The organism is Gracilibacillus boraciitolerans JCM 21714 (genome assembly GCF_000521485.1).
Taxonomy (GTDB): Bacteria; Bacillota; Bacilli; order Bacillales; family Amphibacillaceae; genus Gracilibacillus; species Gracilibacillus boraciitolerans.
In genome coordinates this window covers 141,494-167,819 of the sequence record NZ_BAVS01000002.1, presented here as the reverse complement: position 1 = coordinate 167,819, position 26,326 = coordinate 141,494, and the positions used below count along the sequence as shown (strand labels likewise).

General features: G+C 35.6%; 25 protein-coding genes and 3 pseudogenes. 10 read left to right on the top strand and 18 right to left on the bottom strand.

Annotated features, from left to right (window positions below):
- On the top strand, nt 1-259 hold a 259-nt coding region (locus tag JCM21714_RS20850), incomplete at its 5' end, for a hypothetical protein (RefSeq protein ID WP_235182590.1).
- Nucleotide 260: 1 nt separating this feature from the next.
- Here JCM21714_RS20850 and JCM21714_RS24650 read toward each other — a convergent pair.
- Nucleotides 261-1,995, bottom strand: a pseudogene (locus JCM21714_RS24650) (methyl-accepting chemotaxis protein).
- Between the two features lie 378 nt (nt 1,996-2,373).
- Between JCM21714_RS24650 and pxpB the strand changes: the two are divergent.
- From pxpB to JCM21714_RS03890, 4 genes are read left to right on the top strand one after another with little or no spacing between them, the layout of a single operon-like run.
- A complete protein-coding gene (pxpB, locus tag JCM21714_RS03900) occupies nt 2,374-3,060 on the top strand; it encodes a 5-oxoprolinase subunit PxpB (RefSeq protein WP_052000374.1) in 687 nt (228 codons plus the stop codon).
- The gene (locus JCM21714_RS22725; RefSeq protein WP_052000373.1) at nt 3,057-3,596 is read left to right on the top strand and encodes a 5-oxoprolinase subunit C family protein; all 540 of its coding nucleotides are present in this window, start codon (nt 3,057-3,059) and stop codon (nt 3,594-3,596) included. Before pxpB ends, JCM21714_RS22725 begins: the two co-directional genes overlap by 4 nt.
- Entirely contained in the window at nt 3,596-4,018 is a 423-nt protein-coding gene (locus JCM21714_RS22720; RefSeq protein ID WP_052000372.1) for a 5-oxoprolinase subunit C family protein, read from the top strand. The genes JCM21714_RS22725 and JCM21714_RS22720 overlap by 1 nt, the downstream gene beginning before the upstream one ends.
- Nucleotides 4,015-4,752, top strand: a complete 738-nt coding sequence (locus JCM21714_RS03890) for a 5-oxoprolinase subunit PxpA (protein WP_035721976.1) — start codon at nt 4,015-4,017, stop codon at nt 4,750-4,752. The genes JCM21714_RS22720 and JCM21714_RS03890 overlap by 4 nt, the downstream gene beginning before the upstream one ends.
- A gap of 102 nt (nt 4,753-4,854) precedes the next feature.
- On the opposite strand, the gene yjfF is transcribed toward JCM21714_RS03890, so the two are convergent.
- The 5 genes from yjfF to JCM21714_RS03870 form a co-directional block, all read right to left on the bottom strand.
- On the bottom strand, nt 4,855-5,841 hold the full coding sequence (yjfF, locus tag JCM21714_RS03885) for a galactofuranose ABC transporter, permease protein YjfF (RefSeq protein ID WP_235182589.1): 987 nt from the start codon (nt 5,839-5,841) through the stop codon (nt 4,855-4,857).
- The gene (locus JCM21714_RS03880; RefSeq protein WP_235182588.1) at nt 5,838-6,620 is read right to left on the bottom strand and encodes an ABC transporter permease; all 783 of its coding nucleotides are present in this window, start codon (nt 6,618-6,620) and stop codon (nt 5,838-5,840) included. The genes yjfF and JCM21714_RS03880 overlap by 4 nt, the downstream gene beginning before the upstream one ends.
- Nucleotides 6,601-6,885 (bottom strand): hypothetical protein, encoded by a 285-nt coding sequence (locus JCM21714_RS20845; RefSeq protein WP_235182587.1) that lies wholly within the window; start codon nt 6,883-6,885, stop codon nt 6,601-6,603. Before JCM21714_RS20845 ends, JCM21714_RS03880 begins: the two co-directional genes overlap by 20 nt.
- A 1-nt stretch (nt 6,886) precedes the next feature.
- Nucleotides 6,887-8,407 (bottom strand): sugar ABC transporter ATP-binding protein, encoded by a 1,521-nt coding sequence (locus JCM21714_RS03875; RefSeq protein ID WP_369403442.1) that lies wholly within the window; start codon nt 8,405-8,407, stop codon nt 6,887-6,889.
- An 82-nt stretch (nt 8,408-8,489) separates the two neighbouring features.
- Nucleotides 8,490-9,572, bottom strand: a complete 1,083-nt coding sequence (locus JCM21714_RS03870) for an ABC transporter substrate-binding protein (protein WP_035721974.1) — start codon at nt 9,570-9,572, stop codon at nt 8,490-8,492.
- 271 nt (nt 9,573-9,843) lie between these two features.
- Here JCM21714_RS03870 and JCM21714_RS03865 point away from each other — a divergent pair, with 271 nt between their 5' ends.
- The 5 genes from JCM21714_RS03865 to JCM21714_RS19045 are packed head-to-tail and all read left to right on the top strand — an operon-like array spanning nt 9,844 to nt 14,386.
- Complete coding sequence (locus JCM21714_RS03865; RefSeq protein WP_035721972.1) at nt 9,844-11,088, top strand: HAMP domain-containing protein; 1,245 nt, start codon at nt 9,844-9,846, stop codon at nt 11,086-11,088.
- A 30-nt stretch (nt 11,089-11,118) separates the two neighbouring features.
- Nucleotides 11,119-11,475, top strand: a complete 357-nt coding sequence (locus JCM21714_RS18025) for a hypothetical protein (RefSeq protein WP_052000371.1) — start codon at nt 11,119-11,121, stop codon at nt 11,473-11,475.
- Nucleotides 11,476-11,480: 5 nt separating this feature from the next.
- Entirely contained in the window at nt 11,481-12,245 is a 765-nt protein-coding gene (locus JCM21714_RS18020) for a sensor histidine kinase (RefSeq protein WP_052000370.1), read from the top strand.
- Nucleotides 12,217-14,247 carry a response regulator gene (locus tag JCM21714_RS18015; protein WP_052000369.1) on the top strand — a complete coding sequence of 677 codons (2,031 nt, stop codon included), beginning with the start codon at nt 12,217-12,219 and terminating at the stop codon, nt 14,245-14,247. The genes JCM21714_RS18020 and JCM21714_RS18015 overlap by 29 nt, the downstream gene beginning before the upstream one ends.
- Entirely contained in the window at nt 14,237-14,386 is a 150-nt protein-coding gene (locus JCM21714_RS19045) for a helix-turn-helix domain-containing protein (RefSeq protein ID WP_235182592.1), read from the top strand. Before JCM21714_RS18015 ends, JCM21714_RS19045 begins: the two co-directional genes overlap by 11 nt.
- 722 nt (nt 14,387-15,108) lie before the next feature.
- Here JCM21714_RS19045 and JCM21714_RS03850 read toward each other — a convergent pair.
- From JCM21714_RS03850 to JCM21714_RS23635, 12 genes and pseudogenes are all read right to left on the bottom strand, one after another.
- Nucleotides 15,109-15,639 (bottom strand): DUF624 domain-containing protein, encoded by a 531-nt coding sequence (locus JCM21714_RS03850; RefSeq protein WP_235182586.1) that lies wholly within the window; start codon nt 15,637-15,639, stop codon nt 15,109-15,111.
- A gap of 203 nt (nt 15,640-15,842) precedes the next feature.
- A pseudogene (locus JCM21714_RS03845) lies at nt 15,843-16,854 on the bottom strand (LacI family DNA-binding transcriptional regulator).
- A 105-nt stretch (nt 16,855-16,959) separates the two neighbouring features.
- Nucleotides 16,960-17,852: pseudogene (locus JCM21714_RS03840) on the bottom strand (ABC transporter ATP-binding protein).
- Between the two features lies 1 nt (nt 17,853).
- On the bottom strand, nt 17,854-19,569 hold the full coding sequence (locus JCM21714_RS03835; protein ID WP_052000368.1) for an ABC transporter permease: 1,716 nt from the start codon (nt 19,567-19,569) through the stop codon (nt 17,854-17,856).
- A complete protein-coding gene (locus JCM21714_RS18010) occupies nt 19,556-20,338 on the bottom strand; it encodes an FtsX-like permease family protein (RefSeq protein ID WP_052000367.1) in 783 nt (260 codons plus the stop codon). The genes JCM21714_RS03835 and JCM21714_RS18010 overlap by 14 nt, the downstream gene beginning before the upstream one ends.
- Nucleotides 20,339-20,418: 80 nt before the next feature.
- The gene (locus tag JCM21714_RS03830) at nt 20,419-20,697 is read right to left on the bottom strand and encodes a hypothetical protein (RefSeq protein WP_035721966.1); all 279 of its coding nucleotides are present in this window, start codon (nt 20,695-20,697) and stop codon (nt 20,419-20,421) included.
- A 14-nt stretch (nt 20,698-20,711) separates the two neighbouring features.
- On the bottom strand, nt 20,712-21,704 hold the full coding sequence (locus JCM21714_RS03825; RefSeq protein ID WP_235182585.1) for an efflux RND transporter periplasmic adaptor subunit: 993 nt from the start codon (nt 21,702-21,704) through the stop codon (nt 20,712-20,714).
- Nucleotides 21,705-21,734: 30 nt separating this feature from the next.
- Entirely contained in the window at nt 21,735-22,415 is a 681-nt protein-coding gene (locus JCM21714_RS03820) for an ABC transporter ATP-binding protein (RefSeq protein WP_035721962.1), read from the bottom strand.
- A gap of 46 nt (nt 22,416-22,461) precedes the next feature.
- Nucleotides 22,462-24,207, bottom strand: coding sequence for a methyl-accepting chemotaxis protein (locus JCM21714_RS03815; RefSeq protein WP_052000366.1), 1,746 nt, complete (start codon nt 24,205-24,207; stop codon nt 22,462-22,464).
- Nucleotides 24,208-25,034: 827 nt separating this feature from the next.
- Nucleotides 25,035-25,280, bottom strand: coding sequence for a DUF624 domain-containing protein (locus JCM21714_RS23645; protein WP_084040568.1), 246 nt, complete (start codon nt 25,278-25,280; stop codon nt 25,035-25,037).
- Between the two features lie 80 nt (nt 25,281-25,360).
- Nucleotides 25,361-25,852 carry a substrate-binding domain-containing protein gene (locus JCM21714_RS23640; protein ID WP_369403441.1) on the bottom strand — a complete coding sequence of 164 codons (492 nt, stop codon included), beginning with the start codon at nt 25,850-25,852 and terminating at the stop codon, nt 25,361-25,363.
- Nucleotides 25,843-26,292, bottom strand: coding sequence for a LacI family DNA-binding transcriptional regulator (locus JCM21714_RS23635; protein ID WP_369403440.1), 450 nt, complete (start codon nt 26,290-26,292; stop codon nt 25,843-25,845). The genes JCM21714_RS23640 and JCM21714_RS23635 overlap by 10 nt, the downstream gene beginning before the upstream one ends.
- Between the last annotated feature and the right edge of the window lie 34 nt (nt 26,293-26,326).

The window sequence follows — 26,326 nt, the reverse complement described above, 5'->3', positions numbered from 1 at the left end:
GGTTGCACTTGTACCCTTGAGTGAAAGCGAAGTAATGGGCCGAAGCATTGGACATACTCATAAAAATATTTCAAAATGGCAACATAGAGTTTTTACAATTTATACTCCATTACATAACTGTATTACTTGGTATAAATACTGTAATAACAAGGATTTTATACTTTCTTATCTTATAAAAAATCCAAACGATATCAGAAATTTATCCAATAATCGTTTGGATTTCACTAATAACCCAACACCTCTGTTCTATTCTCTTTAAATTATAATTTAAATTTTCTTACTAAATCATTTAATTCCTCTGCTAGGTTTGCCAATTCTTCAGATTTAGTGGATACTTCTTCCATTGAACTGCTAGCTTGTTGTGCGGATGCGGATGTTTGTTCCACACCTGCTGCTGATTCTTCGGAAATAGAGGCTATTTCTTCGATAGATCCATTAATTTCTTCACTGCTTGTCGTCATTTCTGAAAGATGATTCGTTACGGTTTGAATACTCTCCACCATATCATTGACAGCATGATTAATTTGTTCAAAGGTTTCACCTGTTTTGCCAATTTGATTGGTTCCTTCTTCCACTTCCCCCCCATAGCCTTCCTCTAATGATTGGGAGACATATGATGATTCGGTCTGAATATTAGTTACGATTCTCGTAATATCTGTTACAGAATTTGCTACTTGTTCTGCTAGCTTACGAACTTCATCTGCAACGACTGCAAAACCTTTTCCATGCTCTCCAGCACGAGCAGATTCTATCGCGGCATTTAAAGCTAATAGATTCGTTTGTTCAGCAATATCTTTAATTACCGCTACTAATTTGGTAACTTCTTTTGTTTGCCCATCCAATCCACGAACTTTTTCTACTGCATCTTTTACGATTGCATTTACTTTCCCCCATTTGAGCAACAGATGTAGTCATCATTTCACGGCCGTTTTCTGTCATGCCTAACACGTTATGGGATGCTCCTTTGATCATTTCTCCATTTTCATTAGCTTCACGAACCTTTTGAGAGAAGTCACTCATTTTTGCTGCGACATCTCCTGCATGTGTTGCTTGAGTCTCGGTACCTGAAGCTAACTCTTCCATCGTCGAAGCAATTTGTTCTGTTCCAGTTTTCACTTCATTAGAAGATTGATTTAATTCTTCACTTTGAGCACTTACCGTATTTGATACGTTGATACCCGCTCAATAATTTGACGTAAGTTTGCTGCCATCGTATTCATTGCTTTTGCTAGTTGCCCTATTTCATCTTTACCTTGATAGTCAATCGTTTCCACTTGCAAATTACCATCCGCAATTTGATTACTAACGGCTACTACTTGTTTAAGATTTTTAGCAATTTTTTCGACTAACAATTATCATCAATATAATACTAATAATTACAGAAATTCCTACTGCAGTTAATAAAGAGATTAAAGCCACAGCTTGACTGTTTAAGGCTTTTTTAACTGCTAGTTTTCGATCATCTTCTACTAATATTTTAAGTTGTTCAAGATTCTCAATAGCTTCTAATTGAATTTGATCGGCTTCAGAAGCAGCCCTGACAGCAATTTCACTTTCACCTTGTCTCACATAACCAACTACTTCATTAAATTTACGATTTAACTGGTCATCTAATTCCACAAGCACTTCATATAACGCTATTTCCTCTTCCGTATTCATATTCGGTTCCAATTCTGTTTCTAACGTATCAATAAGTTGGGCCCTCGCCGTATATTCTTCTTCCACGTCACTGGTTTGTTGCTCCATATATTCGAAAACTCGAATGCTTTTCGCACTAATTAACGATCCCATTTCCGTAATATTAACAGCTCTTTCTGCTCTTCGTTCCATTGCTTCAATCTCTGACTTCACATTGTCCAACATGAATCCTACGATCACTGTACCTATAATAAATAAGACCAATACTAAAGATAAAATAATTCCAAACTTTGAACCTACTGTTACATTTCTAAAGCTTAAATTTCTACCTTTACTTTTTATAAAATTCCTTTTCATCAATATTCCCCCCCCTCGACTCACATCTGCTATAAAATAGTTAATAACGCTTTTGATAATGAACCAACAGTTACAATTTACAATACCTTACAAGTATTTCCGTTTAAATTTATCAAAAATCTTTTACTTTCATCCTCCAGTTCTCTATGTTGTTCAACTAATATTCGTTACTTTTGTGAATATATAGAACTATCTTAACATGACTATAAAACATTTTCCATGTTTTTTTAATCAGGACTTAAGTTTTATAACTATTTAATATTTTCTCTTCTCCATTTTCTCCGTTACAATTAAATTTGGCATACTTTATTGATGATTAGTGACGTGATAAAGTAAAATAAACTTGAATTAGAATGATTATCCATAGGAGGGTGGTTTATGCAGTATCAATCGATTGCAGAAAATGCAATTATACTTACTTTTCCAGACGACAGAGATCGGTCTTTAGAATTATTAGCGATACAACATCAGCTTACTAATCAGAAATTGCCAATTTCGGAAACCGTTTTGGGTTATTGTACATTAACGATATATTTTGATCCCTTTCGTATTAGTCATGATGAAATCAGTTCTATAGCTACAAAGATTGGACATTCTAAACAATATAGTGATAGAGAAAAAGGAACATTCCATAGAATTCCTGTTTGTTATGACCCAATTTTCGGATTAGATATTGACCATGTTGCGACAAGTCATCAACTTACCATTGAAGAGGTGATTCGTCTGCATACTTCGCCAACATATGATATTGCTTTCTTAGGTTTTTCTCCTGGCTTTCCTTTCTTAACTGGGATGGATAAGAAATTAGCTACAAATCGGAAAGAAACGCCACGACGCGAAGTAAGTAAAGGAGCGGTAGGTATCGCTGGGGGGGAACAAACTGGTGTTTATCCAAGTGCTTCACCTGGTGGCTGGAATATTATCGGCAGAACTCCGATTGAATTACTCCCGTTAAAAGAAGGTAAGCCTACGTTATTTTATCCAGGGGGGGATCAGTTATCATTTTATGCTATTTCTCCATCTGAATTTTATGAAATCTACGAGGAGGAGCAGAATAAAAAATGACACTAGAAATTATCGAAGAAGGACTGCATACAACTATTCAGGATAAAGGTCGTATTGGCTATCAATCATATGGTTTTTCTGTCAGCGGTGCCATGGATGAGTATGCAGCAACGATGGCTAACCTTGTAGTAGGCAATCATAAAGACGCAGCTGGAATTGAAATGAGTTTCATTGGTCCAACTGTTTCGTTTGATCAGGATACAATCATTGCGATAACTGGTGCTGATATGACTGCAAATATTAGTGAACAAGTGATTCCACTTGGAAAAGCGATCCAGATCAATAAAGGTGACATTCTACAATTTCGCACGGCAAAGAGTGGACTTTATGGTTATCTTGCTGTTAAAGGAGGTCTCGATTTACCTGAGATTCTCGGTAGCTCCAGTACTGTTGCCCGAGCAGGAATCAAAGGGATTCTAGGGAGAAAACTAACTATTGGAGATCAGCTTCCTATATGTCAAAGCCACTCTATAAAACAATCCATTAATTGGCGGTTGCTCCTGCACTTTTTGATTATATCAACCAAAACTCTGTAATGATAAGATATATCGAGGGACCGCAATACGATTGGTTTAATAAATCTACATTCGAGCAAACAGAATGGGAAATATCGACGCAATCAAATCGAATGGGATATCGACTAAATGGCAAGCAAGTAAAACGAAAGGAAGATAAGCAATTATTAACCGAAGCTACTACCTTTGGATCGATTCAAATACCTCCAAATGGGCTACCGATTATTCTTATGGCAGATGGTCAGCCAACTGGTGGCTATCCTAAAATCGGACAGGTTGCAAAGGTTGATCTCAGTAAATTAAGTCAAATCAGACCTGGAAGAGTATTCCGTTTTCAGAAAATTACCGTTGAGGAAGCGATACACCTTTTAGAAGAACGTATACACTTTTATCGCCAAATGAAGTATGTTATGAAAGAAAATTGGGAAGGTGTTACGTTATGAAAAAAATCTTTTTAAATTGTGATTTAGGGGGGGAAAACTTTGGTTTGTATCAGATCGGAAATGATGAGGCGATTGTTCCTCTCGCTGATGCAGTCAATATTGCTTGCGGTTTCCATGCTGGTGATCCCCCCCAATCCATGAACAAGACAGTGCAATTAGCAAAAAAGCATCATGTGAAAATTGGTGCACATCCTGGATTTCCAGATTTACAGGGATTTGGTCGCAGAAAAATCGATATGCTACCAGCAGATGTTTACGATGCGATTATTTATCAATTAGGTGCATTATCTGGATTTACTACTGCTCATAGCATCAAGCTTCATCATGTTAAACCACATGGTGCTCTTTACAACATGGCATGTAAGGATGAGAAACTTGCTGATGCGATCGCAAAGGCGGTTATAGACTTTGACAAAAATCTTATCTTAGTAGGACTGGCAAATAGTAAACTAGTTGAAGCTGGTAAGGCTTATGGATTAGCTGTAGCAAATGAGGTGTTTGCAGACCGTACTTATCAATCTGATGGATCATTAACACCACGCTCTCTCGATAATGCTGTCATCCATGACAAAGATCAGGTAATCAGACAGGTGGAGGAAATGATCAACCATCAACTTGTCACTACCGTTACAGGTGAAAAAATAGAAATCAAAGCAGATACCATTTGTGTCCATGGAGATACGGTAGAAGCCTTGGAACTAGTAAAAGCGATACGGAAACTAATTACGCATTGAGCTATATCAATATCAACAAGTATGTTGCCCTTACTTGGGTATTATTCAACCGTTAAAATCTCCTCTATCTTTTCGTTGATAGAGGAGTTCAATCATCTCACATTATTTTTTCCCTTGCCTTTTCTCGCTGCGTACCACAATTATTCGTTGCAAAGCGATAAATAAAAATAACAACACACCGATTGCAATCTTCGTCCACCATGAACTTAATGTTCCTTCAAAAACAATAATCGTTTGAATAATTCCAAGAATTAGTACACCAACTACGCTACCCGCAACATAACCGGCACCGCCTGTTAATAACGTACCACCAATAACAACCGCAGCAATTGTGTCTAATTCCATGCCATTTGCATGTAAGCCATAACCGGATAACATATAGAAGGTAAAAATTAAACCAGCTAATGATGCACAAAAACCACTTAGCGTATAGATAAGTATTTTGGTTCTTCCTACAGGCAGCCCCATAAGCATGGCGGATTGCTCACTACCACCAATTGCATATACCGTTCGACCAAACTTTGTAAAATGGCCCAGGAAGATCGCAGCAATTACGATAATCACCGCAATCACTACACTTATCGAAATAAAATTATCGCCAGGAATTGGAATCCTTGTACTTGCCATATAACTAAAAAAAGGATGATCAATCGAGATGGTTTCAACACTTATTACATAGCTCAGACCACGTGCTAAAAACATCCCTGCTAAGGTGACTATAAACGGCTGCAAATTATAAAAGTGAATCAGTGAACCCTGTAATATTCCTAATACAGTACCTACCAATAAACTAATTGGAACTACAATCATTGGAGATAATTGTGCTTCCATCGTCAAACTTGCTGCAACCATACTGGTTAATGCAATTACAGAACCGACTGATAAATCAATTCCTCCTGATAAAATAACGAACGTCATTCCGACCGCAACTACAATTAAAAAAGCATTATCAATAAATAAGTTAAGAAATACCTGGGTAGAGAAAAATCCTGTATACCGTAATGAACCAAAACTAAACATAAGAACAAATAAAGCAATGGTGGCAATGAGCGGGAGCTGTTTATAATCTAGTGATAATCGATTAATCATGATAATGAAACACCCTCGCTTTCTTTTTGTCCTGTCGATTTTTTCAACTTACCAGCACCAAACACTTTACGACGAAATTCTGGAGACTGTAATAAACATACAATCAATACTACTACCGCTTTAACTACAAGGTTTATTTCAGCCGGTACACCAATCGAATAAATCGTTGTCGTAAGACTTTGTATAATTAAAGCACCGATAATTGTTCCAAATAAATAAAAGCGTCCACCCATTAACGAGGTGCCTCCAATAACAACCGCTAAAATGGCATCTAATTCAAACCATAGACCAGCATTGTTCCCATCTGCACTCATTACATTGGATGATAAAATTAACCCACCAATGCCAGCACAAAAACCGGAGAACAAATAAACCATTAGCATAATATTTTTTGAATTAATTCCAGCAAGTCTGCTCGCATCCGGGTTTGAACCAACCGATTCAATAAATAACCCAAGCGCGGTTGTTCTTGTTAATAACACTGCTATCAATAACACAAATGCAACAATAAATATTGAAAATGGCAACGCTAAAAGATACCCACCACCAATAAAATTATACGGGTCATAATAGACAGTAGTGATTTGCCCTCCAGTAATTAATTGGGCAACCCCTCTTCCGGCAACCATCAATATTAAGGTAGCCACGATTGGTTGTACACCAAATCTTGAAACAAGCAGGCCATTCCATCCTCCAACTAGGGCTGAAACTACTAACGCCAGTGCTATCGCTTCAAACAATGGCCCTAATCCGCCTGTTTCAGCACTCGCAACTGTCATTGCCCCCTATTGCTCCTGACATCGCAATCACCGAACCTACACTTAAGTCAATACCTTTTGTCGCAATAACCAACGTCATTCCAATTGAAATTAACATTAAAGGGGGGGCTCCACGATTTAAAATATCAATGATACTTCCGGTTAACCGACCATTGCGTACTTCAATCGATAAAAAACTACTATCAAAAAATAAATTAAATAATAAAATTAGCACTAACACCAATATTGGCCATAATAGTCTTGATTTCATTAAGGATTTCCCCATGCTACATTCCCCCCCCGGCCATTTCTTTCATTAGTTCTTGCTGAGTTAAGTTCTCATGATTTTCTAACTCTGTTACTTTTTTTCGATCTCTTAAAACAGCAACGCGATGACAAGTTCGTAAGATCTCTTCAATCTCTGAAGAAATAAATAGAATTGATTTATTCTTTTTGCTTAATTCTGTCATTAATTTCATAATCTCTGCCTTTGCACCAATATCTATTCCTCGCGTTGGTTCGTCTAAGATAAGAAGCTGAGGATCTGTCACAAGCCATCTCGCTAACATAACCTTCTGTTGATTTCCACCACTTAAATTTTTAATTAGTTGTTCTGGATTAGCTGGGTTAATATTTAATAGTTTCATATATTCATCAGCTATTTTAGCCTGTTTCGTTTTTGATAAATATCGAAACAAGCCGTTTACACTTTGAATAGCTAGAATAATATTTTCTCTGACTGTTAACTCTGGAATAATACCTTCCGTTTTCCGATTTTCAGAACAAAAACCAATATCATGTAAAATTGCTTGTCTGGGAGTAGAAAAATTCACTTTTTTTCCATTAACCTTCAGCATACCCTGATCAGCTTTATCAGCCCCCCCAAATAACAATCTAGCTATCTCTGTTCGGCCTGAACCTAATAGGCCTGCCAGTCCAACAATCTCACCTTTATTTAATTCAAATTGAAACGGCTCAATTACTCCTGTTAAACCAACCTGCTCTGCTGATAAAAAGGTTTCCTTTTCTTCCGATTGGTTCGTTGTATCTTTTGAAACCGATTTAAATTCTTGTAAGTCCTTACCTATCATTTTCGAAACTAAATCCATTCGATCCATTTCTTCCGTCATATATTCACCGATCCATTCACCGTTTCGTAATACAGTAAGTCGATCGGTAATTTCATAGATTTGGTCTAAAAAATGACTTACAAACACAATCGCTAAACCTTCTTCCTTTAACTTTCTTATCACAGAAAAAAGTTTATTTACTTCGTCACGGTCAAGACTGGAAGTAGGCTCATCTAAAATTAAAATTTTGGCGGATACATTTAATGCGCGAGCAATGGCTACCATTTGTTGAATCGCTACCGAATAAGAAGATAATAACTTGTTAACATCAATATTTAATTGTAACTTCTCTAGCAACACTTTCGCGCGCTTATGCATTTCCTTCCATGCTAAGCGACCGTTCTTCTTAATTTCCCTTCCGATAAAAATGTTTTCTGTCACGGAAAGATTAGGACATAAATTCACTTCCTGATATACTGTACTAATCCCATGTGCCTGTGCTTCTTGTGGACTTTTAATATGAACAGATTTTCCTTCCATCATGACGGTACCCTGATCGATGGAATAAACACCCGTTAACACTTTGATTAAGGTGGATTTACCTGCTCCATTCTCCCCCCCCATCAAGGCATGAACTTCACCTGGATAGAGTGATAAATGAACATCTGATAATGCCTTCACACCCGGAAATTCTTTCACAATATTCTTCATGACCAATCGTGGCTGTTTTACAGGCAATTCATTTCTCTCCTTTATGCATGTAATTTAGTAAGCCTAAAGCATATTGCTTTAGGCTTACTCCATGCTTTATCTCTTTAAATTAGTATTCACGAGTTGGTAATAGTTCTGCTGCTTGATCCATTGTATACATGCTTTCTTCTACTGCAATTCGTTTTTCTAACTCTACACCGGCAAAATGTTGTTCGATTAAGTCAACTAACTGTGGACCGAATAACGGATTACATTCTATTGTTACGTTCATTTTTCCATCTGCCATTGCTTCAAATGCACCTTTAACCGCATCTACACCAATAATCGTAATATCCTCAGCAGGCTTTAAGCCGTATTCTTCGATTGCCTGAATCGCACCGATTGCCATATCATCATTGTGTGCATATAAAACATCAATGTTTTCCCCCCCATCTGATTTCAAAAATGCTTCCATTACTTCTTTCCCTTTAGCTCTTGTGAAATCTCCTGTTTGTGATTTAATGATCTCGAATTTATCATCTGATCCGATGATTTCTTCAAAACCTTCTTTACGGTCAATAGCTGGTGCTGAGCCTACAGTACCTTGTAATTCCACAATATTGATAGGTCCTTCTTGGTCTGCCATTTCATCTATCAGCCATTGACCTGCTTTACGGCCTTCTTCGACAAAGTCAGAACCAAGGAATGTAACCCATAACGAATCATCCTCCGCATCTACCGCTCTATCTGCTAAGAAAATCGGTATACCAGCATCTTTCGCTTCCTGCATTACTGTTTCAAAACCAGTTTCGACCACTGGTGAGAAGACAATCGCATCTACTTTTTGTGTAATAAAAGAACGTATAGCTTTAATTTGATTTTCTTGTTTTTGTTGGCCATCAGAGAATTTTAATTCATGTCCAGCTTCTTTAATCGCATCTTGAATGGATTTTGTGTTAGCTGTACGCCACTCACTTTCTGCTCCTACTTGTGAAAAGCCAATTACTAATTTATCACCAGCTTCACCACTGCCTTCTTCTTCTGTTTCGCCTTCAGTTATTGCTTCTTCATTTCCCTCATCTGTTTGTTCCGTGTTATCCTCAGCTGCTGGCTCTTCCTTCGTAGTTTCTTCTGTTGAACCACATGCAGCTAAAAATAAAATGAAAGATAGTAATAGCACCAATATTCCCTTCCTTGTTAGAAATTTCTTCATATTACCCTAACCTCCCCTTTTTTTACCAATATAATTTTGGTATGCCTTTATTTTAAAACGCTTTCACTAATGTTAAAATAGATTATTTTTAGAAAAAATTAAATTATTTATCTAAAATCAGTAAAAAGGTATAATTTTTTAAGCAAAAATTGTAATATTTTTTAAAATATTTAAAATATACTATAGAAAGTTATCCTAATAAGTTAAAATAAAAGATGCAACGTGAGCGTATCTATGTAACTTATTTCGCGTAGTGAGGGGGCAATCCATAATGAATGCGTTTGCAAAATTTCGAAAATTACCGATTCGCTCAAAATTCCTTTTTGTTTTTATCTTGCTTTTTATCTGGTTTGGTCTTATTCAATCCGTTCAATTATTTTTCTTTATTAGTTACATTCAACAATATAATGAGATGACAGAAACCATCCATTTAACGAACTCCATTCATGGTGAGCTTAGGGATCAGTTAGAAGAAGAAATACGTGATATTGTTTATGGAAAAGTATATTTCGGCGATGGTGATCAATATCAAATTCTTTCGCAAATGGAAGAAAACTTAAACACCGTGGCAACAAAAGAAATGGCTCAACCATTTTCTAAAGAAATAACAGAAGTCAGAACAATTATTGAAACGACAACAGAGTATATCGATCGCTTAGGTAAACAGATTAAAACCAATGCATCTGCAGAAGAGAAATATATTACACAAGAGTATATCGGAATTGCTTCAGGTTTAATTAATGAGCATGTACAATTACTTTTACAAGAAACACTACAGGAAAGCGAAAAACAAAAAGAAGCGATTAAAGATAAAATCAGCCGTGATATACGTATAAGTATAATCGTATATTTAGTATTAGTAATACTTAACTTTATGCTAATATGGATCGCATCCAAGTACTTATTAAAACCAATTTATCTATTACAAGGACACGCAAGAGAGATAGCGAAAGGTAATTTATCAGAACCAATCCAGCCTATAAAAGCAATGAATGAAATTGATGATCTTTATAATGCTTTCCACGTGATGACAACCTATTTAAAACATATTATCAGTCAGGTGCACCATACAAGTAATGAAATCATCCGGACCTCACAGCATATCCACCAAAGTACGGAAGAAAATTTAGCTGCTGGTGAACAAATGACATCAACCAGTCAATCCATCATCCAAGACCTGCAACAACAAAATCTCCAAATAGAATGGTTACAACAGCAAAGCAATCAATTATTAACAGAGCAATTAGCTTTTCAGCAGCAATTAATAAAGGCAGAAGCAGGTTTAAACGCAGCTACATTAGAGTATATAACGACTTCGATTTCTGGAATGAAACAATTACAAAAAAACATCGACGATTGCAATGAACAAATCAAAAAATGCTTCAAAAGCATGGAGATTATTGGGAGTTTAGGTGAAGAACAATTGACTACAATAGAAGAAATTGCTGAAACATCTGATAAACAACTCGCATATGTAGATCAGTTACGAAAGCAACTAAAGCAATTCCAAATCTAATAGCTCCTCTTAAGAAGGATGGTCAACAACATGAAATGGAACTGGTTCAAGTGTCTAGATAAAAGTTTACGTACAAAAATGCTGGTTATGTTCGTTCTTCTAACTGTTTTCCCTTTAGTATTTATAGGTTTTATTTCTTACAGTAAATCATCAAACATCGTGGCTGAACGAGCTTATAGTTTAGCCCAAATTAAAACAAGTCAAATAACCCGGGAAATTGATGTTCTATTTCAAGATATTTATCGTTTTAATGAGATTGGCAAACAGCAAAGTACGGTCCAATTTCTTTTGCGTGAAGAGGTAACCAATGAGGATGCAAGGGAAATTTTAAGTCTTTTCGATTTTTATAAAAAAGTTACCTCTCAGGTGAGCACATATTTGATATAGAAATTATGGATCCTGATGGAAAGTCCATTAGTAACAAACGTGGCGTTTACCAGCGACAACTATCTATGAATGATAAGAAAACTTACCAAAGTTTTGCAAAGAATCCAAATGATTCGCAAATGAACATAACGTATCAAAATGGTTTTCCAACATTAGAAATAACTAATGCCATCGTTCGGGATATCACGGAAGCTGTAATAGGTACGTTAAAAATTACAATTGATGCTTCCTCGATTATTTCGATTTTAGATGACACAGCGCTAACCGATTCCGATAATGGTTCCTTTTACATTGTATCACCAACTCATAACCTATCTTTCCAACAGGAAGATCGTCTGTTAGTTGAATCAGCCTATCTCGATATCAAAAAAATAAGTAACAAAGAACAGGGCTACTTTATAAATAATGAGATATTTTATGTTTATGGAACTTCTAAAATGACAAATTGGAAAGTAATTGGTCAGGCGCCTATAAGGGAGATCATCAAAGACAGTAATGAAATTCGCACGTTAATTGTTTTAACAGTGTTCTGTAGTATTATTTTTATCATCGGTTTGTATATATTTATATCGAATCGATTAATACATCCCATTCGGCTTCTAAAAGATAAAATGAAACAAGCCGCACAAGGTAATTTAGAAGCAAAAGTCGATCCTGTCGGTGAAGACGAAATCGCTACACTCGGAGATAGTTTTAATCAGATGATTGTTAAAATTAAATCTCTATTAGATCTTAGTATTGATGAAGAAAAAAAAGTTAAAAGCAGCTGAATTTCGCACAATGCAAGCCCAGATTAATCCCCCCCATTTTTTATATAACACGTTAGACACGATAATATGGCTTGCAGAAGCGAAGGAACATCAATCTGTTATTGAACTGACCAAAGCATTATCTCAATATAGCAGAATTTCACTTAATAAAGGAAAAGACTGGATTACCATTGCGGATGAAATAGCTCATATTGATAGTTATTTATATATTCAAAAAACAAGATATGAAGATGTTTTAGATGTATCTGTTCAAGTTGACTCCAATATTTTTAACTACCACATTTTAAAATTATTATTACAGCCCATCGTTGAAAACGCGATCTATCACGGTATTAAAAACAAACGTGGCAAAGGTTTTTTGCGGATTAATGGCACAATTGAAGGGCAAGACAGGATTCGCTTTGAAGTAGTCGATAATGGCATTGGCATGGATGAAATACGATTAGAAAAATTAAGAAGCCATCTGATCAACGGCGAGGTCATACCTGAAACAAAAAATGGGTTTGGCCTTATTAATGTCCAGCAACGCATACAATTATATTATGGAAAAGAATATGGTCTGAAGATTAACAGCTGGAAGGGATCCGGTACCAGAGTCACGATTACGATTCCAAAATTAGGGGGGGAAACAGAGAAAATGAAAAAAATATTTCTGGTCGATGATGAAGCGGTCATAAGAAGAGGGATATCCCAAAAAATAGAATGGGAAAAAGAAGGATTTATATACTGCGGTGATGCTTCTGATGGCGAAATGGCATTACCACTTATCGAAAAACACCAACCAGACATTGTAATTACAGATATTAAAATGCCATTTATGGATGGTTTAACCTTGTCCAAAAACATTAAGGAAAAAATGCCAGCTACTAAAATTATTATTCTAAGTGGTCATGATGAATTTGAGTATGCACAACAGGCTATCAGACTCCAGGTAGAGGAATATTGTTTGAAACCTGTTAGTAGTGAAGATTTACTAATGATTTTACGCAAGGTCAAAATAGAAATGGATAGCAAACCTGTTTTTTTTACCCCCCCATTGGAGACAAAAGAAGATTTTTATGAACTTTTATGCAAAGGCTCTTTATCGACAGAAGAAATCTTATATCAGGTAAAATCGCTACAGGTCGATCTAATGGCTAGCTATTATGTAGTGTTTGTCATTGAAAATAACAATAAAACAATGGAATTATTACACTTATTTGAGCAATACCAACCATTATATTTTATTAAGAATACAAAATGGGTGATAATTTTAAAACATGATGCTGAGCATATGTTAATCGAGCAAATTACCAAAATTCGCGAGCAACTCTCCCCTATTTTGTTTGGTATTGGCTCCATTGAAACCCGCACAGAGCATATAACACTGTCTTATGAAAATGCCATTGAGGCATACAGTTACAGCAGAGCAATCCAAGCCTATACCTCTTCTGTTTTTCTTCAAAAAAATGATGTCATTCATCAGGATTTAATGAAAGCAGCTGATCGCAGAAAGTTAATCCAATTTTTAAAGTTTGGTCATAGAGAGCAAATTAGTCGATTTATTCCACAATACGCGGAGGTTATATTGAACAAAAAAAAATTATCCAATATTTTCATCTATTATTTTTTGCTGGATTTCACGATTACGATTCGACATCATATGGAAGAAACCGAGCAATATAATGTGGATATTGTCCAAACAGTCCATCATGCAGAAACAGATATTCATCAAGTAAAAACAAAAGATCAAATGATTGACTATATGAATAAAATGTTACAGCCTCTTTTTTTAGATAAAGATACCAGCAAATACGGGAAAGTGATTCATCAGGTAAAACAAGTAATTTCAGAAAGTTATCAGGACTCAAGTTTATCGCTTCAGCAGATAGCTTCAGAAGTAAATATAAGCGCTGCCTATCTCAGCAGTATTTTCAGTAAAGAAATGAAGCAAACCATTACAGAATTTTTTAACAAAAAAAAGAATTGCAAAGGCGAAGGAATTGTTAGAAGTGACAAATGATAAAACCTATGAAATTGCATATCAAGTTGGTTACAATGATTCCCACTACTTTTGTCATATATTTAAAAAAATAACAGGGATGACGACAAAGGAATATAAAAATCAGCTAAGCAATCAATACTCTGGTAGTACAACATAAAGTGGTTATGATTATTAATGATAAAACAATGATTAATCCGCTGCACATAAGGAAGATAATGCGTAGTAACTTCTGTGGTTATTTTAAATGGTATTAACTGCTAAACAGCCGCTACGGCTGCCCACTTCCCTTTCCGTGGGGTTTTCCCTTCAGCTAACTTTTCCAAGCAAAGAACGCTTGAAAAAGTGGATCTTCAGAGAAAACGTTCCCACAGGAGTGAAAGCGGGCACCTTCGCTAATTATAGTCCTACAAAAATGCATGAGCTAACATTTTGGAATGTTTAGGCCAAGACATGAAACATTGCCGGTCCTTTCTATATTAACATTCTATGGTAAGAGAGACTGATGCCCTCGCTATTGATTTGCTCTACAACGGTTTTAACCATTATCTTTTTATACGTTTTTAAAAGATGATAACTAAAAATAGAGATATAGAAGTCGAAATTCTACTACTTACGTCAATTGTAGCAAGTTAATTAGCGCAGGCGTCCGCTTTCACTCCTACGGGAAGTTTTTATCCGAAGATCCACTTTGGCTTGCCAAAGTTAGCTGAGGAGAAACCCGTGGAAAGGGAAGCGGACAAGCCGGAGCGGCTTGTTAAACAGTAAAATCAAGTCATAATTACCTCAAAAGTTAATGCACATAATCTTCCTTTTATTCATTGAAAGGGATTTTTGCTTGCAATGTTATAAGCACCTTCTTAAGATCTTAAGGAAGATTTATTATCGATAACGATATTTTAATAAGCATTGATCCAAGAAATCTTGTGGTAATTTTTTAACTGCTCTTTTCCAAATATTAATATGGATAAATGCAAATAATCCTGTAACTGCCACAATAGCCATAGGTAAATAAAGGGATATAATAACAAAGCACAGACCAATAATTCCAACAAGCAATACTTCTGGTAAAACGGTAATCGAAGCAATCCAAGCATTTCTCCATAATTTTAAGCCCTTTAAATGTGAAGTTACGATTAAAGGTAAAATCGAAATCAATACTAACAGAAAAACACTTGCCGCAAATAACCATATCACTTGCATATAAAAGTTCATAGAAGCAGTTATAGACGGGATAATATTCGCATTCAAAGCAAGTATTATCAGTATAATAGCTATATTTGCGCCTAAAAACATCGTCTTTCTAAAATATTGTTTGAAAGAGTGGAAGAAATTTTTCCAAATGCCTATGTCAATTCCGTTTTTTGACCATTCAACCATTACGGCATACATGGCAAGTGTTGCAGGAATCACAGTTATAATCCCCATAGAGAAAAAAAACCACAGTAACTGCAGAGTTAAAAAAGAAGCAAAAACATGCAAAATCCGGAACAGTATTGATTCATAGTGATTCATATCTTCACCTGCTTCACATTTCATATTTTAGAATAATTTGTTAACATTATTGCCGGTTTCTAAAATATTAAACGTTCTTTTTCAACAATAGGAAGCAGGTTTTAAATTTTACCCGAGTCTCTGATAATTAATTCAGGATCTACTAAAACTGACTTTTGCACTTTTCTTTCATTAATTAAATCATGTAACATATTTGCTGCCAATCTGCCAATCTTGACCTGATCTTGCTTAACAGTTGCCAGGCTTGGTTCACTGTAGCGACATGCTTCAATATCATCACAACCAACAACTTTGATGTCACTTGGCACAGATAAACCTGCTTCTTTAATGGCCCTCAATGCCCCTAATGCCATCATGTCTGATACCGCGTATACAGCATCCGGTTTTACATCTTCTTTTAATATTTCTGTCATTTTTTCATAACCACTTTCTTCAAAGTAGTTCCCATACTTTATCCATTCATAACGCAAGTCCATTCCGAAATCTTTCATCGATTGAATAAATGAATCCTTACGCACATTAGAAATGACCGAATTTTCCTGGCCGCCAATAAACGCCAATTTGCGAATTCCGTTCAAATAGAAATATTCTACTACTTGACGTGAGATCTTTTGGTTATCTGTCATTACATAACTCGATCGTTCACCGGATAATTCTAAATCGACGGCAACCGTTGGAATATCACTTTGATCTAGTTGGTTAATCGCTTCTTCAATATTTTCCCCCCGCGATAATTAAGCAGCCATCTAATTGATAATGTTTTGCTCGGGCAACATAATCTTCTTTACCAATATTAAAAGCTTGATTAGAAAAAACCAGAATATCATAACCTAACTGGCCTATCGTATTTTTAAACACATTGATAACTTGGTTAAAGAACGGATGGTTGAATTCTACATATACTTCCCCTGCATAAATTAGACCAATCATATTCGATTTCTTAGTTGCCAATGCTTTAGCCGAAAAACTAGGTTGATAACCTGTATCTTCAATTACTTTTTTTACTTTTTGAATCGTATCGGAACCAATACTTCCTTTCTGATTAATTACCTTTGAAACTGTGCCAGGTGAGACCCCAGCCATTTTTGCAATCTCTCGTATAGTCAATTTCATATTATTATCCCTCTATTTTTTTGATGAATATAAACTTTTTTCTAGTCTATTTTTATCGTTCGATGTTCCCTTTTGTCAAATGATAATACTTAATACTATAAATACTTAAACATGTTTATCCTTAGGGTTTAAAATGACAATCTTCCCGTCTTCAAACATCACTTCTAGTTTATTAGAATCTGATGTTAGTCCAATCGAATCTAAATATTCTCTTGGGAGTTGAATACGTCCAATTTTATCTACCACTGCTAACTCAACATGTGTATCCTCTTTTGATTCCATCATATCAAAATCAACTACCCGACTAAAAGAATGAAAGGAACGCCTTAAAAATTCACTTGATGTCTGCCCATCTCGAATCGAAACCACTCTATCCATTTTTTTATAAGCTGAGTATCATGTGTCACAATAACGATCGTAATATTTAGTTCACGATTAAGCTTTCGAAAAAGGTCTAAGATAATATTCGCTGTTTTTGTATCGACGCTTCCTGTCGGTTCATCCGCTAATAGCAGCCTAGGATTATTTGCTAATGATATTGCAATCGCTACCCGCTGCTGCTCGCCACCGGATAATTTATCAAGCTTACTATTCATTTGCTGGTTTAATCCGACCATTTCTAATAATTTCTTTGCCCGTTCTCGCTTATGGCGTCCTTTTAAAAGCATTGGAAGTTCGACATTCTCAACAGCGCTTAAATAAGGGATTAGATTTCTAGCATTATTTTGCCAAATAAACCCGACAGTCTCAAGCTTATATTTAACAAGATCTTTTTCAGAAAGACGAAGCAAGTCCTTACCATCAACGGTTAATTTTCCAGCAGTAGGCCGATCCAATCCACCAAGCATATTTAATAATGTGGATTTCCCACTACCACTATTCCCGATAATTCCCATTATCTCTCCTTTTTCCACTTCTAAATCAAGCCCTTGTAACGCCATCACTTCCATTTCATCATCAATTTTATAGATTTTCATTAAATTTTCACATGTTATCATATTAATCCTCACCTAACTTTATAGCTTGATGTATTTTAATTTTTCGCAATAACACAACTAATATTGATAAACCGACAATTAACATGAATCCAACAAATAAATAAATTCTCCACATGTCATCTGGATCAACCATCACTTGAAATGGTGGAACAATCGTTTGTGAATCAAATGACAATTGAAAAAAAGGCACGAACAGTCTACTTGTTATTCCACCAATAACTACTCCTAATAAACAAGCAATACCCGATGTCAGTATCTGCTCCCAAACAAGCATCACAACTAATTTTCGAATCGAAATGCCCATAGCACGGTAAATTCCATATTGTAGTGTACGCGATTGAATCGTTAAAATCCAATATAATAAAAAGCCGATAAATGTAATGATTAGCGAAATGAGGAACCCTAGAGTCAATGTTCCATTTAATCCTAATAAAAAGGCACTGTTTTTTAATTCAATTAATTTCGGTTGAACATCCTCTATACTTTTTACAGGAAGTTCAGCTTGTTTCATCGTTTCATATAACTTATTTCTTGTTTTTCCCGGATCTGTTTTCAGCCAGACTTGATAAGGTTCTAAGCCCATTGCATTTTGAACAAAAGGTAAATTAGCAACAATTAACGTTGGATTGTTATCCTCCTCTGTTTTCGCTATCGGATTAAAAGTAGGCCAATATTCGATAATACCGTAGACGACAAATTCTGCCGTGTCTGAGCCATCCCATCCAATTGTTAGATAGTCACCTGTTTTTACTCCTAAAGAAGAAGAAACAGATTTTGAAATCAATACTGAACTAGGTTCTTTGGCAAGTAAATTTAAATAATGATACCAATGATGTGGCAGTAGCGAAGATTTGAACCATGCCGTTTGACCGAAATTCTTTGGTTCGATGCCTATAAGTTCTGTCGAAAATAAACTGTTTCCCTGAGCTTCTACTTTTACTGGTTGCTTCTTAAATACCTTCGTTGCTTGCTCTACACCTTCTACTTGCGCAAACGGTTCAAATGGTGGTTCCGTATAAATCGTTTCTTTAAAGTCTTCCGTCTCTGCTGTTTCCTCAGCTTCTTGCATGGACTCGTTTACCATCGCTTGAGATCCTGACATGATTTGATTGCTCTTCCATCTAACATCGAGTGTTATGTCAGCACCATTTTGATAAAGAATCTGTTCTTCCAAATTATGATTGATTGTTCGTGCAGCACTGGTACTGTACATCCCAATTCCTATTGTCATGATTAAAAACAGCATTAAAAATTGATACTGCTTTGCAGATCGGCTTACTTGCAGAAATGAGGAATATAGTGAGATCGACCAAAACTTCTCTCCTAAACGATAAATTACTTTTAAAACAAAAGGGTATATTCTCAAAATAAATAGACCAAGACCGATAATAAATAAAGCAGGAAGAAAAAATAGAATCGGATCAATATTGACATCTTTACCTTGTGTTAGAGTAGCTAATGCTTCCTGACGCTTTTGAAATGAAAATAAGCCATATATTGCAACACCAACTAATAATAAGTCAAAGAGTAGTGTATACCATTTAAAGCTACTGACCATATTCTCATTATTTTGTTTATGATGAACAATACTCTGATTGGATGCGATGTAAACTGGGATCATCACCATCAAGATTGCTGCAAACACAGCCAGTAATCCATACAAATAGGACTCAGGCAAGATTTTAATAGGAAGTGCCGTTCGATCAACAAACTCCAAAAATCCATTCGTTGCCCCCTAATAATTTAGTGAATTGCAATCCAATATATGGACCTATAACAAATGCAAGTAGTCCTAAAATAGCTATTTCAATAAAATAAATAAATAAAATTTGGGTTCTTTTTGCGCCACGGCTTGCTAATACTGCCATTTCATTTAACTGTCTGCGAACAATTAAACGAGAAACCATATATATATAGATGGCAAGCATAACTAAAATCGGTACATTTAAGGACCATAACATCGTTTTCAACTGAGCGCCTTTTTGTTGATACGATGACAAAATATCTTGTGCTTTTAAATCAACAAGAATAATGGTTTCCATCATTTCACTTATTTCGACATTCACTCGTCGCTCAAGATTTAATAATTTTGGTATGTCTGTACTTTTAAAGGCTCTGTAATCAAAAGCTGTCATAAATTTTCCAGTTTTTAATAACGCTTCGTTACTCTCTAATAAATCGTTTTTAAATAGTGCTTCGGCAATGATAAAATCTTCACTATAGGAGTTCGGTGCTAACGTCCAATATGGGTCATTTGTATCTTTGACAATAAATGTCCCAACTGGTTTTACTTGAAACTGAGATTCACCTTCTCCTATTGTTAGTGTTTTTCCTATTACCATATCTCTGTCTAACAAAGATTTTTCTGGTATTAACGCTTCATAGACATCTTCTACTTTACTTTCACTTGGCAGTTCACCATCCGTAATCGTAATATGCTCTTCTATATTTGATAACGAAAGGATACGAGCGCTTTTTTCCTGCAACTCGCCTTGAAGTCGAACTCGTTGTGGTGAGGTGCTTAAAATTGTTACATTGGTTACTTTTGGTAGCTCTGTATCGTCGATTAAATCTCGGTTAAACCTTCGATGGTTTCCAAGGTGGTTAAGCGATCGATAGCATCATCTTTCGAAAAATTCACTGAATAAGTAAATTCGCCTGGATACGCTTGCTGTTCCACTTGGTAATCTTCCAATTCTCCAACTAGTAATTTTTGTAGTACGCTTGAAGTATAGGTCGGAATACTAGAAACGAGTGATACAGTAATAAGCAAACCGAGGAATAAGCTAATAGTGAGCCAGCGGTTATTCAGCATTTTTCTTAAAATTATTTTTATGATGGCCATTGCTTAACCCCCCCCTACTTCAAAATAACTTTGTCTCCTTCATCTAATCCTTTTAATACTTCTACCTGTGTTGTCGAGATAATTCCTGTTTCTATATCTACCTCTCTTTTGGTATTATCAACTAAGATTTGTACATAATTTCTTGCACCAGATGTTCTTAAACCGTTCTTGGGTATCAATAGTGTATCTTCCTTTTTAGCGATCACTACTTCGATTTCTGCATTTTGCCCTACCTCGATTTCTGTTGATTCCAAGTCTACACGGATTAAAATCGAGCTGTCATATAAGTCTGAATCTGTTGCAGCCACATCTTCCGGAATATCCTCCGGTGTCTGTACCACTTCCCCCCCTTGCATTTGCTTTCCTTCCATGGAAACGTTAACAGTCATTCCCACCACTATCTCATCTAACACACCTGTATTAATCGCTGAATAAAGAAGTTGTAATTTCGTTGTATCAGCCACTCGAACGATTGATTCGAATGCTTCCACTGTTTCACCAATTTTCCTGTCTGTTACAAATGTCACGATCCCGTCCATTGGAGCAACAATTTTAGATGCGGCTAACTGTTCTCTTAATTGTGACAGACGTAATCCTAATCCTTGCTTATCCAATTTTGCTATTTCAATCGAATACTTATCAGACTTTTGCTCGACTAATTGTTGCACACGTAAGTCTGCTTTCTGAAAATCAATTTCCAATTGTTGAATATCGTCTTTAATGTTACCACTATCGATTTCAATCAAGGTATCCCCTTTTTTTACTGAATCCGATTCGCTAACATGAATCATATCAAGACGACCACCTGATTGTTGGTAAAATAAATTTTCACTACTTACAGGTATAAAATTCGCTGTGCCTGTTAATCTTTTTATAATGGCTCCACTTTGTACTTCTGCTACATCATATTCGACTGTAGCTGGCTCAACTAAGGGAGGGGCAAGAACTTGTTCTTCCTTCGGCAAAAGAGAACAAGCGGTTAAAGATAATAAAAAGGTCACTACCACAAATGAATAAATCAATCTACCTATGTTTTTTTAATAATCGTCTGCAAGTTTCCCAGCCTCCAATGCATAAACATCGTCTAACATTTCTAAGATTCCTGGGTCATGTGTTGTCATAAGAATCGTTATTTTATCATTTTGGGTGAGTTCCTGAAAGACTTGTATCATACGAAATGCCATATAAGAATCTAGTTCTGCTGTTGGCTCATCTGCCAATATCAAAGACGGCTTCGGCGCAATAGCTCTCGCAATCGCTACACGTTGTTGTTCGCCACCTGATAGTTCATAGGGCCGATGTTTCACTCTTTTAGTAAGTCCTACCAGATCGATAGATTCCTCGATTCGCTTTTTCCATTCTTTTCTCGGCACATCTGTAATTCTAAGGCCAAATTCAATATTTTCCGCTACCGTCAGCAAAGGGATTAAACCATACGATTGAAAGATAATGCCGAAATTTAACCTTCTTAACTCTGAAGATTGTTTTTCACTATATTGACTTATCTCGTTATCCTGAAAATAGATTTTTCCTTCAGATGGCTTATCTAACGTCCCAATTAAATTTAATAATGTTGTTTTTCCTGAACCAGACCTACCTTTTAAAGCCGTTAAACTGGATTCGTTAATAGCCAGATTAACATTTTGCAAAACTTGAATTTCCTTATTTCCCTTACCAAATGATTTCGCTACATGCTGTACCTTAAGTATTGGCTTCATACCATCTGCCACCACTTTCTATCCAACTATGGTTTCTTTTGAAAAATTAATGCTTAAACTGACGAACTAATGCGTTTAATTCTGTGGCAATTTTGGAAAGCTCTGCAGCATTATTCGCCACCTCTTCCATTGAACTGTTAGTCTGTTGAGATGATGCCGATGACTGTTCAATGCCAGCAGCAGCTTCTTCTGAAACAGCGGCAATTTCTTCAACTGCTACATTCATATCTTGACTATTCGCTAACATCATCGATAAATTTTCTGTTACAACTTTAATATTCGTAACCATTTGCTTCATCGACTGATTAATTTTTGAAAATGCTTCACCGGTTGACTTCATTTGCTCTGTTCCTTTTTCTACTTCTTTATAACCACCTTGTAATGATTGAGTGACCAGAGCAGACTCTGCTTGTATACTTCCAACAATTTTAGTAATATCTGTTACAGAGGTCGATACTTGTTCTGCTAGCTTTCTTACCTCATCGGCAACAACAGCAAATCCGCGTCCATGTTCTCCTGCTCGAGCAGCTTCTATCGAGGCATTTAATGCTAATAAATTGGTTTGCTCTGCGATATTTTTTATAACGGAAATTAACTTCGATATCTCTTGAGATTGGATATCTAACCCTTGAACTTTTTTAACTGATTCCTCGAAAATTTGATCAATTAGGTTCATTTGCAGTGCCGATTCTTCCATAAGTTGTCCGCCTTTTTCTGTTATAGTAAGTACGTCGTTAGAAGAAGTATTCATCTGTTCCCCACTTGTACTTACTTTCTGTAGGTTCATCATAAATGATTCCATAGAAGAAGAAAGATCACTCGTAGTATTAGCTTGCGTTTCAGCACCTGACGACAATTCCTGCATCGTTACAGAAACTTGTTCTGAACCTGTTTTTACTTCAAAGGAAGATTGCGTTAATGCTTTACTTTTACTACTCACAATTTCAGAAATTTTAGAAATTTGATAAATGATTTTTCTCAAATTATTGCTCATCGTATTTATAGCAACAGCTAGTCGACCAATTTCATCTGTTCCCTCATAATTAATTGCTCCAACTTCAAGATTTCCTTCTGCTATTCTATTACTTACGTCTACTAACTGATTAAGACTTCGAGAAATTACCCGACTAATAAAGAAAACTAAGAGTCCACCGATAATAACGGAAATTACCATAGAGATAAGTAAAACAACACGTGTTAATTGTTGATTTTCCTTTGTTTGCGAAACAGACGCAGCACGCTCCTCATTCAACGTTTTTCGAATCTCTTCTAATAAAAAAAGAGATTCCAGTCGTATATTTCTAACTTGTGTAGCAAGACTTTCAGCATTTGTCTGATTACCTGCAGACTTTTCTTGTAGGATACTATTTAAAAATATATCGTTTATTTCTTGATCATTTGCAATAACCTGTTCCAATAACTGATTTTGTTTTGACATCTCTATTTGATCATCAAGTTTTGCCACTATCAGGTCAAACTCCTCTTGCTGTGTTTGATACTCATCTATATATTGTTGAAGGCCATCTTGAACATAACTAACGACACGTATTCCTTTTGATCGGATCAAGGATCCCAATTCGGTTATTTCAATTGCGTTATTTCCTCTATTTTCTAAATTAGCAATATCTTGTTCCGTTTTATTCATTAATAACATCACAACGGCGGTTGAAAGACCAAATAAAATAAATACCAAACCTAATGTAAGTCCATATTTCTTAGCTATACTCAAATTTCGAAAAATGAAATTTTTTATATTAATTTTTTTGAAAACTGAATTAAATTTTCTATTCATATTTCTGCCTCTTTTCTCCCATGAAATAACATACATTTCACCTGCTGAATTGATCAAAAGTCCTATAAGAAAACCAGGAAAGCCCGCCTGGTCCTTTTAGTAGTAATTTTGAAATGGATAATAGATATAACACCCGCTACGGCTTGCCCACTTCGCTTTTACCCAAAAGGCATAAGTCAACATCTGCTCAAGCAAGCTTTCGCAGTGTATCCTATACTAGAGGGCGTGTCACACGATTACTCTCATAATAAATAATATAACCAGTCAACTACCTCTGCATTAATTTCACATTTCAAGCGGGAATCGGATATCAAAATGCTGTAATAACAACGGTTATATGCTTTCCTAGCTTATAAGATAGGCTGTCAAGAAAATAACCTGACAGCCTATCCAACTTTATACTTTATATGTATTTTTCAATATTTATGATGGTACATTCCATTTTGATTCTTTCGGATTTCGCTTGGTAATTTAAGAAAAATAAAATACATAATAAACGCTAATAAACTTCCAATTATTATTAGAAAAAATGGAGCAAAAAAGATTAAAATTATTGCTCCACTTATCAAAGTCAAAAATGCAAGTGTATGGAAAAAGTAACCGATAGATAAAAACAGAGAATTCTTAAGTGTTTGTAAAATCGAGAGCTCATACTGTACCAAAACAAAGAACACATAAATGGTCATAAACAGATAAAGAATGCTAGTAAATATCAATAAAATAAAAACAAGCATTTTTCCATTAAAGTCAGCATTCAAAAGAATGGTTCCATCAATATATAAAATGAAACCCGAAACCAACCATAGTATCTCAATGAGGAAGCTTTTTTAAAAATTTTCTCTAAACAGTGAAAAAAACAGTCGTATACAACCGACATCATGACCATCTGTATGCCATTTGCGAACAACTCCAAACAAAGCCGTTGTAGAAGGGAAAATAGTTACAATAGGGACACAGCAAATAATCCATAGAGCATTAAGCAATACGAAGTGGGCGAAAATATCAAGTATTCGAAAGAAAATGTTTTCAGAATTATTCAATGTATCATCCTCCTGTTGACACAGATATATCATTGGTAATGTAACAGGAATCTCTAATTACTAATTTTGGATCTACTAGAATAAAACACGGTTCGGCATTTTTATTGATTAAATCATGCAACAAATAAGCGGCTAATTTCCCCCATTTTTTCTTTATCCTGTTTTACAGTAGCCAAAGGAGGATCGCTATACCGACATGCTTCAATATCATCACATCCGACTAACATGATATCTTCCGGTACCTGCATTTTTCTTTCCTTTAATGCTTTTAATGCACCTAATGCCATCATGTCAGACGCAGCATAAACAACTTTCGGATAATGGCTGCAATCTAATATGCGATTCATTGCCTGATAGCCACTATCTTCAAAGTAATTCCCATATTGGATCCACTCTTCTTTCATTAACATCCCAAACTGATTCATATAGTGGGTAAAAGCCTGTTTACGAATATTAGAAATAATAGAGTCTTGAGGCCCGCCAATAAACGCCACTTCTTTAATAGAGTTCAAATAAAGATATTCCACTACCTGAGCAGAAACCTTATCATTATCTGTAGAAACATAGCTGGATCTTGGTCCACTTAGTTTTATATCTACTCCCACGCAGGAATATTGCTATTATCTAATTCAGCAACCGCTTCTTCCAAGTGTTCTCCTGCTACAATAACACATCCTTCTAATTGAAAATGTTTACATCTAGCTATATAATCTTCTTTATCTTTACTAAACTTATTATTTGAAAATACTAAAATATCATATCCTAGTTTTCCAATTGCGTTCTTAAATGCATTGACTACCTCATTAAAAAAAGGATGACTAAATTCGACATGTACTTCTCCAGCGTAGATTAAGCCAATAAGATTGGACTTTTTGGTTGCCAATGCTTTTGCGGAAAAACTAGGCTGATATCCCGTTTGCTCCACTACATCCATGACCTTTTTGATTGTTTTCGGGCTAATACTACCGGTTTTATTGATTACTTTTGAAACGGTTCCAGGTGATACACCTGCCATTTTTGCTACATCCCTGATGGTCAACTTCATGTTAATCCCTCTATTTAAAAATAATTAAAGTAAT